Consider the following 10,956-nt stretch of genomic DNA (forward strand, 5'->3'; position numbering starts at 1 on the left):
CGCCGGGCCACGCCCGGCGAGCGCGAAGCGCGGCAGACGGGGCCGGGTTTCCTCCAGGAACCCCGGCCCCGCCGCGTCTTCATCGATGCGCACCGCGCGTGTAGCGATCCACCCATTCGCGCTCGAAGGCGTCGGCGATCAACGGCACCTTGAAGATCGCCGTATTGTTCTCCAGCTGCGCCATCATCCGGATCTCGCTGACCGTAGGGTAATGACGCAGCAGGCGATGCGCTTCGGCCCGGATATCCATCGGCAGCCCGGCGTTGTCGGCCAGTTCGATCAGGAAGGCGCCGGCCTGGACCAGGTGGCGGGTGCGGTCCTGCGGTGTGGTCATGCAACGTCTCCTTGCAGGTGATCGACCCGGCAGGTACATCCCTGGCCGGGCCAGAAGGGCCTCAGTGCGACGTGCCGGCCACGTTGGCCGGCCGAGGCCTGGCCACGCGCGCAGCGAAGGTCGGCAGCACCAGCAGGGTCAGCGCGGTCGCCGTGATCAGGCCACCGATCACCACCGTCGCCAGCGGTTTCTGCACCTCCGCACCGGAGCCACTGGCGATCGCCATCGGAATGAAGCCGACAATCGCCACCAGTGCCGTGGTCAGCACCGCGCGGATCCGGCTGGCGGCACCGTTGATTGCCGCCTGCAGGGGCAGGTCACCGGCATCGAGCCGCTCGCGGACGGCCTGCATCAACACCAGGCCGTTCAGCGTGGCCACGCCGGACACGGCGATGAAGCCGACCGCAGCCGATACCGAGAAGGGCATGCCACGCAGCAGCAGGGCGAGAATGCCGCCGACCAGCGCCAGCGGCACGCAGCTGAACACCAGCACGGCTTCCTTGCCACTGCGCAGGGCCATGAACAGCAGGCTGCCGATCAGCAGGAAAACGACCGGCACCACCGTTGCCAGGCGCTTTTCCGCGCGCTGCAGGTTCTCGAACTGGCCACCCCAGGTGAGATAGGCGCCCGGCGGCAGCGCCACGTCGGCCACCGCTGCCTGCGCTTCGCCGACGAAGCCGCCCAGGTCGCGGCCGCGCACATTGGCCTGCACCACCACCCGGCGGCTGCCATTGTTGCGGCTGATCTGGTTCGGTCCCTCGCTGACCGTGATGCGGGCCACCGAGGACAGCGGAATGACCAGTCCGGCCGGTGTGGCAATCGGCAGCGATGACAGCTGGTCCGGATCGTTGCGTGCGGCATCGTCCAGCCGCACCACCACGTCGAAGCGTCGGTCGCCCTCGAAGATCTTGCCGGCCGCCGTGCCACCGATGCCGGTGGCCAGTGCATCGCTTACGTCCGCAGCGGTCAGCCCGTACTGCGCGGCGGCGACAGGGTCGATCTTCACGTTCAGGGTCGGCAGGCCGGAAATCTGCTCCACCCGCACGTCAGCCGCACCGTCCACCGCACGCAGCTTCAACGCGACCTGGTCGGCCACCTTCTGCAGCTGGCTGAAGTCATCGCCGAAGATCATCACCGCCAGGTCGGTGCGCACGCCGGAGATCAGCTCGTTGAAGCGCAGCTCGATCGGCTGGCTGAACTCGAAGCTGTTGCCCAGCTGCTGCCCGGCCAGCGCCTCGAAGCGCGCCACCAGCGCCTCCTTGTCCAGCGTCGGATCGGGCCACTCCTTGCGCGGCTTCAGCACGATCACGCTGTCGGAGATGTTGGTCGGCATCGGGTCGATCGCGGCTTCAGCGGTACCGGTGCGCGAAAACACGGTTTCCACTTCCGGTTGCCCGGCAATCGCCTTTTCCAGCGCCAGCTGCATCGCCAGCGACTGCTCCAGCGAGGTCGACGGTACGCGCAGCGCCTGCATCGCCACATTGCCCTCATCCAGCGTCGGCATGAATTCGCGGCCCAGCAGCGAGAACGAACCGATGCCCACCACCACCATCATCACCGCGCCGGCCAGCACCGAGCGCGGGTGGTCCACCGCCTTGCGGATCACCGGTTCGATGCGTGCGCGCAGCACGCGGATCAGGCGTGTTTCGTGTTCGCCGTCATCGGCGTGCGCCCCGCTTTCCTTCAGCTTCGGCTCGCGCACCAGCAGCGCAGCCATGGCCGGCACGAAGGTGAAGGAGAACAGGAAGGCACCCACCAGAGCCAGCATGAACGTGGCGGCCATCGGATGAAACGTTTTTCCTTCCACGCCTTCCAGGGTCAGGATCGGCGCAAACACCAGCAGGATGATCAACTGGCCGAACGCCGCTGGACGCGCCATCTTCCGCGCCGACTCCGCCGCCACGCGCAGACGTTCCATCGCGGTCAGCGCACGGCCCAGTTCGGCGCGGCGCTGGCCCAGCATCAGCAGCGTCGACTCGATCACGATCACTGCACCGTCCACCAGGATGCCGAAATCCAGCGCACCCAGGCTCATCAGATTGCCGCTGATGCCGAAGCGGTTCATGCCGATCACGGCGAACAGGAACGACAGCGGAATCACCAGCGCGGTGATGGTTGCCGCGCGCAGGTTGCCCAGCAGCAGGAACAGCACCACCACCACCAGCAGCGCACCTTCGGTGAGGTTCTTTGCCACGGTTCTGATGGTGGAGTTCACCAGCACGCTGCGGTCCAGCACCGGCACGGCCACGATGTCGGCCGGCAACGACCTGTTGACCTGCTCCAGGCGCGCCGCTGCCGCCTGCGCGACGGTGCGGCTGTTGCCACCGGCGATCATCAAGGCGGTACCGAGCACGGCCTCGTGACCATTGCGGCTGGCCGCGCCCAGGCGCGGTGCACGGCTGAGATCGACATCGGCCACGTCGGCCACGCGCACCACCACGCCGTTGCGGGTCGCAACGGGGGCCTGCGCCAGATCATCAGTGGTCAGTGCCAGGCCGTCCGCACGTACCACCAGGCCTTCGCCGGCACGCTGCACGAAACCGGCACCCGCCTGCACGTTGGCGCGCTGCAGTGCCGTGACCAGGTCGGCCAGGCCCAGGCCATGCGCAGCCAGCCTGGCAGTGTCCGGGTGCACGCCGTACTCCTTCACGTACCCACCGACCGTATCGACGCCGGCCAATCCCGGGCTGGAGCGCATCTGCGGCGCGATGATCCAGTCCTGCACCGTACGCAGGTAGGTGGCGCGTTCTTCCGGCGTGCGCAGCAGGCTGCCCTCCGGTGTCCGGTAGACCTCGCCGGCCTGCCAGCCCGCTTCCCCCGGTCTGGCCAGCCGGGCGGGATCGAACGGGGTGAAGTCCACCGTCCACATCAGCACCTCGCCCAGGCCGGTGGTGACCGGCGACAGCAGCGGCGACGCGCCATCGGGCAGATCTTCCGCTGCTTCACGCATGCGCTCGGCCACCTGCTGGCGGGCGAAGTAGATGTCGGTCGCGTCGGTGAAGATCGCGGTGACCTGGGAGAAGCCGTTGCGCGACAGCGAACGGGTGGTGGTCAGGCCGGGAATGCCGGCCAGCGCGGTTTCCAGCGGGTAGGTCACCTGCCGCTCGATCTGTTCCGGTGTCAGCGCAGGTGCCACCGTGTTGATCTGTACCTGGCGGTTGGTGATGTCCGGCACGGCGTCGATCGGCAGCTTGCCCAGCTGGAACAGGCCCCAGGCCGCGATCAGCGCCGCCAGGAACACCACCAGCCAGCGGAAGCGCACCGCTGATTCAATGATGAGCTTGAACATGGTCGCCTCCTCAGTGGCCGTGCTCGGCTTCGCCCTTGGCCAGTTCGGCCTTGAGCAGGAAGGCATTGGTGCCGACGATGCGCTCGTTGCCGCTCAGTCCACCGAGGATCTCGATGCGATCACCGGCACGACGGCCGGCCAGCACCGGCTGTGCCTTGAAACCGCCTTCCACGGCGACGAACACGGCGCTGCTGCCGTCGACGTTCTGCACGGCATCGGCTGGCACGCTCAGTGCACCGTCCCGGCCTTCGGTGACCACCCTGGCCGACACCGGCGAACCGGCCGGCGGCAAAGCCGCCTCCACCGGCGTCGCGCGGATGACCGCCACGCCGCCCTGCTGGCGCACGTCGGCCGCAGAGCCGGTGACCGTGGCGGTGAAGCTGCCGCCCGGCACCGTGACGTCCAGCGTCATGCCCGGGGTGACCTGCGCGGCCAGCGCAGGCGGTGCGGTGAACACCAGTTCGTTCATCGCCGGATCGGCGACATCGGCCACCGCGCTGCCTGCGGCGACCACGCCGCCTGGAGTGACCTGGACGTTGCCGACGATGCCGGTCACCGGGCTGGTGATGCGCACGCGGCCACTGGCATCGGGCGCACCGTTGGCCGCGGCCTGCGCCTGTGCGGCAGTCGCCTGCGCCTGTGCGGCCAGCGAACGGGCGCGCGATGCTTCCAGCTCCTGGCGGGCGACCACGCCCTGTTCGACCAGCGCCTTGTCGCGGCCGTAGGCCAGGCGTGCCGCCTCGGCTTCGGCCGATGCGGCCAGAGCGTTGGCGCGGAACACGGCGGCTTCGCCGCTGACCACGATCGCCAGGGCCTGGTTCTGCTTCACCGCTGTGCCTGGTGCCACCAGCACACGTTCGACGCGACCGCTCACGGTGGACGCCACCGAGGCACGTGCGCCCACCGATGGTTCGACACGGCCCGACAGGCGGGTGGAGCCGCCACCACCGCGTCCGACGGCCACCACTTCGATACCGGACGCCTTGATCTGTTCCGGCGTCAGCTGCACCACGCCTTCGTCGGCGTCGGCCGGTGCCTTGGTAGCCTCGGCCTTGGCGTCCGGGCTGTCGGCTGCGTGGCCGTGGCCGTCATCGCTGCCGGCTTTGGCTGCAGTGGCATCGGCTGTTTCCGGTGTCTGTGCGTTGCCGGCGCAGCCGGCGAGGAGAACGGCCAGCACGACGCCGCCAAGCAGGGGAAAGGAACGGGACAGTGTCATGGGGCCTCCATAAAGGGTGCGCGCCCCTCGAGGCGGGCAAGATCGATTTCCGCGGCGACGCGCGACAGGCGTGCATCCACCGCGGTGCCGCGGGCGGCAATGAGCGCGCTGCGCGTGCTGCGCAGTTCCAGCTGCGAGATGCGTCCGGCATCGAAGCCGACGCGGGCCAGCCGATAGGCTTCCTCGGCCGCCACCACGCTTTCATCGGCGGCGCGGGTGCGGCTGCTGGCGGCCTTCAGCCCGGCAATGGCCGACAGCCGTCCGGCCTCGCTGTCGCGGCGTTGCTGGTCCAGGCGGGCTTCGGCCGCGCGCTGGTCGGCACTGGCGGCACGGATGCCGCCCCGGTTGCGGTCGAACAACGGCACGGTCAGGCTGACGCCGAGCGTGTAAGCGCGTTCGCCGCCTTCGCGGAAGCGGGTCTGTCCGGCGGTCAGGCTCAGGTCGGGCAGCGCCCGCTTGCGCTCGACGTCCACCAGCCGGCCGGCCGCATCGGCTTCGGCTTCGGCGATACGCACCGCGAGTGCGGCATCGGTGGCGCCGCGTGGCAGCGGAGGTGCGCGGTCGAGCAGGCTGCTGTCGATCGACTGCACCGGCGAATCCAGCAGCGCGGCGCCGGCCAGGCGCGCCAGCGCGGCGTCGCGGAAGGCCTGCGCCTCGTCCAGCGCGGCGCTGGCATTGGCCACCTCGCTCTGCGCCTGCACCGCACGCAGTTGCGGTTCACGCCCTTGCCTGACCATGGCATTGACGGCCTTGGCATCGTCGCGGGTCAGGGCCAGCGCCTCTTCGGCCAGGGTGTAGCGGCGCAATGCGCTCTCTGCCTGTGCGTAGGCCGCGGCCAGCTGGCCGGCAACATCACTGCGGCTTTGCGCGCCACGCAGATTGGCGGCCTGGGCCTCGGCACGGGCGGCACGTACGCGCGCGCCGCGCTGGCCCCAGACCTCCAGCGGCTGGGACAGGCTGAGCACACTGTCGGCCTTGCCCATGCCGCCGTAGGAGCCGGTGCCCCACGCGTTCTCGGCCGACCAGGAAAGGGAAGGATTGGGCAGCGCACGGGCCTGGTCGGCGCGGGCGTCGGCAGCCTCGGCCAGCGCCGAGCCCACACGGGCGCCGGGCAGCTGGTCCAGTCGTTCAAGCAGGGTGTCGTAGGAAGGAGCAGCTTGCGCCATCACCGATGCCGCCGGGGCCAGGCCCAGCAACACGGCGACGACCAGCCCGGCCGCACGCGGCGACCGTGGTGTCAGGATCGACATAGGGGGATTCCGGTTGTGAGTGAAACGGGAGCCCGCAGCAGCGGGACGCGCTCAGCTCACGCCCGGGGGGGACGCGTCAGTTCATCCTGGGCGACGGCGTAGGCCGTCGCATCGCCGGCCGTCATCCAGCGCGCCGGCAGCGGCGCATCGAAGGCGGCGAAGGTGTTCGCCGGCAGGCTGGAGGTGGAATGGTGGCAGTGGTTATGCGTGCAGGCACCGGTGTGCTTGCTGTCACTGTCGCCTGCGGTGTCATCGGCCGCCGACTCCACATGTGCCACGCTGGCATGCGGTTCCACCGCGCACGCCAGCGCGTCGGCCACCGGCACGACCACGAATGCCGCCATCAGCAGCATCAGCAGGTACGAGCGTAGGTGGCGGGCGATCCAACGCATGGAGGGGAGGCTAGCAAGCGGTTTTCGCCGGATACAATATCAATGGCCACTTCGGGAATTCGTCGGAATCTCCCGTTCAGCTGGGGGTGATTGCGCTGTTCCACCCCCGCTCCGCATCGAGTCCCGTCACCGAGGCAGGAAGATGAACGCACGCATTGCCACCGCAGGCCTGGTGCTGCTTCTGGCCAGCCCGGCCGCCCGCGCAGCCGACGACGTCTATGTGGAATTCCTGTGGTCGCCGACGCCGGCCGATGCACTGGCGCGCTCGCAGACACAGCTGTTCATTGCCGATGGACAGCATGACCATCGTATCTGCGTGGCCGCCGATCTCGACGACACCGACGTGGGTGGGCTGCAGATCGAGATCCGCGATGCCAAGGGTGGACGGGTCTCGCGCACGGCCCATGAGGATTACCGTGGCCGCAAGAAATGCTACGAGGCCGATCTGGGCACCGCCGGTGCCGTGGGGATGTGGACCGTCGACGCCGTGCTGGGCGATGGGCGCCGTGGCAGTGCGCAGATCCGCGTGGACCACCGGCTCGAAACGTCGCCCCTGTACCTGCGGCACGACCAGCCGTACGTGGCTGGGAGGCCGAACTACGACGCGTCCATTCCGCCGGCCGAGTGGGTGGGCACGCTGGTCTGGGCGATGGATGTGGATGCGGAGGGCAATGTGACCCACGTTGAGGTGGAGCATGCCGAGGGCGTGGGTGAGCGCCTGCGCGAGCGTGCGCTTGCGGCAGGCTGGTTGAGCCGGTTCGGCCCCGACCCGGCCCGCCAGGCGAAGCCGTTGCGCTGGCGCCGCACGCTGCAGTTCGCATCCGAGTAGCCCTGGCAGCCGGTGCGGGCCGGCGGCGTTCCGCTCACGGCAGTTTCGCGATCACCTTGATCTCGAACTGGAAGCCGTACAGCCAGGTCACGCCGATACCGGTCAGGGTGGGGTGCGGCGCCTCGCCCCAGTACTCGGGCACGATCGCCCAGGCCTTCTCGAAGTTCTTCTCCGGATCGACCAGGAACACGGTCACGTCGATCACGTCATCGAACGTGCAGCCTGCGGCGGCCAGCACCGCATTGAGATTGTCGAAGGCGCGACGGACCTGCGCCTCGAAGTCCGGTTCGGGCGAGCCATCCTCGCGGCTGCCGACCTGCCCGGAGACGAACAGGAAGCCATTGGACCGGATCGCCGGAGAGTAGCGGTTGCGGTCATACAGGGCCTGGCGGCCAACGGGGAAAACGACATCGCGGTGTGACATGGGAAGGGCCTGATGGGAAGAACCGCCATCCTGCTCGCGATTGTTGTCTGGATATACCGCGATGATCGGACTAGATTGATCGCACAACCCAAACAATCGGATCGCCGATGGACCGCTTCGAGGCCATGCGCGCCTTTGCCCGTGTGGTGGAGACCGGCAGCTTCACCCGTGCCGCGACGACCCTGCAGATCAGTCGCACCACGGTGACCCAGCTGGTGCAGCAGCTAGAAGCGCACCTGCGTCTGCGCCTGCTCAACCGCACCACGCGGCGGGTCAGCGTCACCGCCGATGGTGCGGCCTACTACCCCCGCATTGCCCGCCTGCTGGCCGAGCTGGAAGAGGTCGAGGGTGGCCTGGGCGATGCCGCCGTGCAGCCGCGCGGCCGCCTGCGCATCGACGTGCCCGGGCCCTATGCGCGGCTGCGGCTGGTGCCGGCACTGCCGGACTTCCAGGCGCGCTACCCCGAGATCCAGCTGGACATCGGCGTCAGCGACCGCGAGGTCGACGTCATCGCCGACAACGTCGACTGCGTGATCCGTGGCGGCACCCCGGCCGACCCGGCCCTGGTGGCACGGCCGCTGGGCGAGCTGCCGATCGGCTTCCACGCCAGCCCGGACTACGTGCAGCGCTTTGGTCTGCCGGAGCATCCGCGCGCGCTGGAGGGACCGCAGCACCACATGGTTGGGCTGCTCAGCCCACGCAGCGGGCGGGCGCGGGTCTTCGCCGCGCGGCGCGGCGATGAGACCGTCCAGGTGCAGGGCCGCCATACGGTCGGCTTCGATGACGGCAATGCCTATCTCGCCGCCGGCCTGGCCGGGCTGGGCGTGGTCGCCCTGCCCAGCTACATGGCCGAGCCGCACGTGGCACGCGGTGAACTGCTGCCGCTGCTGCAGGCCTGGCAGCTGCCGTCGATGCCGATGCACATCATGTTTGCGCCGAACCGGCACATGAGCCAGCGCCTGCGGGTATTCATCGACTGGGTGGTGGAAGCGCTGGGGTGATGGACCCGCAGGGCCGAGCCCACGCCCGGCCGCTCCTGTGGGTAACTTGCGCAAGGCCTTGATTGCATGCATAATGCGCGGCTCGCTGTGTCCGGTTTCGTGCCGGGCGGCGCCCCCGGGAGCACGTCCCCGGCCGCCCAACGCCAGCGTAACCCTTTGATTCTCTTGACGTGTGGTGGGCAACCACCGAGGCCGCCGTCTCCCGGGCTACGGGCTGACAACAACTACTATCGAGGTGCGCAATGTCCCGCGTATGCCAGGTTTCCGGCAAGCGAGTGCAGACGGGTAACAACGTCTCGCACGCCAACAACAAGACCCGTCGTCGTTTCCTGCCGAATCTGCACGAGCGCCGTTTCTGGGTGGCCAGCGAGAACCGCTGGGTCAAGCTTCGTGTTTCCGCGCATGCACTGCGCACCATCGACAAGAACGGCATCGATTCCGTTCTGGCTGAGCTGCGTGCGCGCGGCGAAAAGGTCTGAGGAGTAAAGCATCATGGCAGGCAAGCGCGATAAGGTCCGTATGATTTCCTCGGCCGGTACCGGCCACTTCTACACCACGGACAAGAACAAGAAGAACACCCCGGGGAAGATGGAATTCCTGAAGTACGATCCGGTCGTGCGCAAGCACGTCCTGTACAAGGAAGGCAAGATCAAGTAATCCGCACGGATTGCTGGTCCCCGCGAAGAAACCCGCCCTTGTGGCGGGTTTTTTCTTGCCTGTCGTCTGGTCTGGTGGGTGTCGGCCCTTGGCCGGCACGGCCGTACTCCCTGCGCAGGCTGTCGCCTATGGCGCAGTGCGCGGAATCATGGGCCGAATGCGATAAGTGATTCTTCCTACCGGTTCCGGCAGTTCGCGCGATCCAAATCAATTGGAATCACTGGCTTCGCTGTGTCCATGATGGCAAGCCGCTGCATCTGCAGCGGTCGGGCTTGCAATCCCGAGGAATCGAGTAACGGTAAATTCGCCAGCCGCTGCCCCTGCTTTTGCAGCGGCTGGCGACCCGCTCTGCCTTCTGGCGGGCGGTGCGTGGGGGCCGTGTGCCCGCCGGTTTGTTCCCGTTGCTTGTTCCCCGGTATTGCAACCACGCATCGTCCGCCACCTTCACCGGTGGCCAGATCCGTTGAAGGAGGCTGCATGAACACCCCATCACACCGGCAGGACCTGGAACTGGGCTGGCTGCGCCTGCAGCGCATGCTGGAAGGCATCGAAGGCATGGCGCTGCTGCTGTGCGACCACCATCTGGCGCTGAGCAAGGGTACCTCCTCGCCGCTGCCGGATGCACAGCTGGAGCGGGCGGCGCAGGCCATTGCCTGCATGGCGCTCAACGGCCGCCGCCACGCCGAATCGGTTCGCCAGCTGAGCGAGGTGCCGGTGCGGCATTGAAGCCCGCCCTCCCTTGTAGAGCCGAGCCCGTGCCCGGCTGCGCTGAGGCAGTCGAGCAAGCTCGACTCTACACACCCTGCTGGGCAGAATGGCCCATCACCTGCCGACGGACGACGCGATGCTGGTTGAGTGGTTGCTGGGATCGTATCTGCTGCTGATCGACTGGCTGATCCGGCTGGTCGCGCTGTGCTGGATTCCGACCCGCACCACGCCGGGCGCGGCCCGCAGCTGGCTGCTGCTGGTCGGTTTCGTGCCGCTGCTGGGCCTGCCGCTGTATCTGCTGTTCGGCCACCCGTGGCTGTCGCGCGAGCGCATCCGCCGCCAGGCCGAGGCCTCGCAGGTCATCCGCGAAGAGCAGGCGCTGCAGCGCCGCCTGCGCTGGAAGCCGGAACCGGATACGGCCAGTGCGGAAATCGTGCCGCTGGTGCAGCGCCAGGGCGATTTCATGCCGGTGCACGGCAACGCCGTCGATCTGCTCACCGATTACGACGAATCGCTGCACACGCTCATCGCCGACATCGACCAGGCCGAAGACCGCGTGCACCTGCTGTACTACCTGATGTTCGACGATTCGGTGGGCGAGGCCATCGTCGAGGCGCTGCAGCGTGCCGCCGCCCGCGGCGTGCAGTGCAGGGTGCTGCTGGACGCGGTGGGCGCCAAGCGCGGCCTGCGCGCCTACCGCAAGCGCCTGCAGGCGCGCGATATCGAAGTGCGGGCGATGCTGCCCGGCGGGCTGCGCTGGCGCCGCAGCGGCCGCATGGACCTGCGCAACCATCGCAAGATTGCGGTGATCGACAACGAAGTGGGCTACATCGGTTCGCAGAACCTGGCACGGCCG

General features: G+C 68.4%; 12 protein-coding genes. 6 read left to right on the plus strand and 6 right to left on the minus strand.

The genetic code is table 11. The features are described 5' to 3' along the window. Positions 1-79: 79 nt before the first annotated feature. From QMZ25_RS02590 to QMZ25_RS02610, 5 genes are all read right to left on the minus strand, one after another. Positions 80-334, minus strand: a complete 255-nt coding sequence (locus QMZ25_RS02590) for a BPSL0761 family protein (RefSeq protein ID WP_128987622.1) — start codon at positions 332-334, stop codon at positions 80-82. Between the two features lie 61 nt (positions 335-395). Then, a complete protein-coding gene (locus tag QMZ25_RS02595; RefSeq protein ID WP_283219080.1) occupies positions 396-3,623 on the minus strand; it encodes a CusA/CzcA family heavy metal efflux RND transporter in 3,228 nt (1,075 codons plus the stop codon). Between the two features lie 10 nt (positions 3,624-3,633). Continuing rightward, entirely contained in the window at positions 3,634-4,839 is a 1,206-nt protein-coding gene (locus tag QMZ25_RS02600) for an efflux RND transporter periplasmic adaptor subunit (RefSeq protein WP_111187182.1), read from the minus strand. Further along, a complete protein-coding gene (locus QMZ25_RS02605; RefSeq protein ID WP_053517721.1) occupies positions 4,836-6,089 on the minus strand; it encodes a TolC family protein in 1,254 nt (417 codons plus the stop codon). The genes QMZ25_RS02600 and QMZ25_RS02605 overlap by 4 nt, the downstream gene beginning before the upstream one ends. 56 nt (positions 6,090-6,145) lie before the next feature. Then, on the minus strand, positions 6,146-6,481 hold the full coding sequence (locus tag QMZ25_RS02610) for a hypothetical protein (protein ID WP_283219081.1): 336 nt from the start codon (positions 6,479-6,481) through the stop codon (positions 6,146-6,148). Positions 6,482-6,623: 142 nt separating this feature from the next. Between QMZ25_RS02610 and QMZ25_RS02615 the strand changes: the two genes are divergently transcribed. Then, complete coding sequence (locus QMZ25_RS02615) at positions 6,624-7,310, plus strand: hypothetical protein (protein ID WP_262100256.1); 687 nt, start codon at positions 6,624-6,626, stop codon at positions 7,308-7,310. Between the two features lie 34 nt (positions 7,311-7,344). On the opposite strand, the gene QMZ25_RS02620 is transcribed toward QMZ25_RS02615, so the two are convergent. Next, the gene (locus QMZ25_RS02620; RefSeq protein WP_053517723.1) at positions 7,345-7,734 is read right to left on the minus strand and encodes a RidA family protein; all 390 of its coding nucleotides are present in this window, start codon (positions 7,732-7,734) and stop codon (positions 7,345-7,347) included. A 107-nt stretch (positions 7,735-7,841) separates the two neighbouring features. On the opposite strand from QMZ25_RS02620, the gene QMZ25_RS02625 reads away from it, so the two are divergent. The 5 genes from QMZ25_RS02625 to QMZ25_RS02645 form a co-directional block, all read left to right on the plus strand. After that, a complete protein-coding gene (locus QMZ25_RS02625) occupies positions 7,842-8,735 on the plus strand; it encodes a LysR family transcriptional regulator (RefSeq protein WP_053517725.1) in 894 nt (297 codons plus the stop codon). 242 nt (positions 8,736-8,977) lie between these two features. Next, a complete protein-coding gene (gene rpmB / locus QMZ25_RS02630; protein WP_005411638.1) occupies positions 8,978-9,214 on the plus strand; it encodes a 50S ribosomal protein L28 in 237 nt (78 codons plus the stop codon). Between the two features lie 10 nt (positions 9,215-9,224). Then, a complete protein-coding gene (rpmG, locus tag QMZ25_RS02635) occupies positions 9,225-9,392 on the plus strand; it encodes a 50S ribosomal protein L33 (RefSeq protein ID WP_169411268.1) in 168 nt (55 codons plus the stop codon). Between the two features lie 477 nt (positions 9,393-9,869). Then, entirely contained in the window at positions 9,870-10,118 is a 249-nt protein-coding gene (locus QMZ25_RS02640) for a hypothetical protein (RefSeq protein ID WP_053519934.1), read from the plus strand. Positions 10,119-10,236: 118 nt separating this feature from the next. Further along, positions 10,237-10,956, plus strand: a 720-nt coding sequence (locus QMZ25_RS02645; RefSeq protein WP_283219082.1) for a phospholipase D-like domain-containing protein, incomplete at its 3' end; no start/stop codon positions are given.

The organism is Stenotrophomonas sp. RS-48 (genome assembly GCF_030053245.1).
In the GTDB taxonomy this organism is placed as follows: Bacteria; Pseudomonadota; Gammaproteobacteria; order Xanthomonadales; family Xanthomonadaceae; genus Stenotrophomonas; species Stenotrophomonas maltophilia_P.

What these genes read in the sequence shown, in the direction of transcription:
- QMZ25_RS02590 (WP_128987622.1), bottom strand. Translation starts at nt 334, where the DNA reads ATGACCACACCGCAGGACCGCACCCGCCACCTGGTCCAGGCCGGCGCC.
- QMZ25_RS02595 (WP_283219080.1), bottom strand. Translation starts at nt 3,623, where the DNA reads ATGTTCAAGCTCATCATTGAATCAGCGGTGCGCTTCCGCTGGCTGGTG.
- QMZ25_RS02600 (WP_111187182.1), bottom strand. Translation starts at nt 4,839, where the DNA reads ATGACACTGTCCCGTTCCTTTCCCCTGCTTGGCGGCGTCGTGCTGGCC.
- QMZ25_RS02605 (WP_053517721.1), bottom strand. Translation starts at nt 6,089, where the DNA reads ATGTCGATCCTGACACCACGGTCGCCGCGTGCGGCCGGGCTGGTCGTC.
- QMZ25_RS02610 (WP_283219081.1), bottom strand. Translation starts at nt 6,481, where the DNA reads ATGCGTTGGATCGCCCGCCACCTACGCTCGTACCTGCTGATGCTGCTG.
- QMZ25_RS02615 (WP_262100256.1), top strand. Translation starts at nt 6,624, where the DNA reads ATGAACGCACGCATTGCCACCGCAGGCCTGGTGCTGCTTCTGGCCAGC.
- QMZ25_RS02620 (WP_053517723.1), bottom strand. Translation starts at nt 7,734, where the DNA reads ATGTCACACCGCGATGTCGTTTTCCCCGTTGGCCGCCAGGCCCTGTAT.
- QMZ25_RS02625 (WP_053517725.1), top strand. Translation starts at nt 7,842, where the DNA reads ATGGACCGCTTCGAGGCCATGCGCGCCTTTGCCCGTGTGGTGGAGACC.
- rpmB (WP_005411638.1), top strand. Translation starts at nt 8,978, where the DNA reads ATGTCCCGCGTATGCCAGGTTTCCGGCAAGCGAGTGCAGACGGGTAAC.
- QMZ25_RS02640 (WP_053519934.1), top strand. Translation starts at nt 9,870, where the DNA reads ATGAACACCCCATCACACCGGCAGGACCTGGAACTGGGCTGGCTGCGC.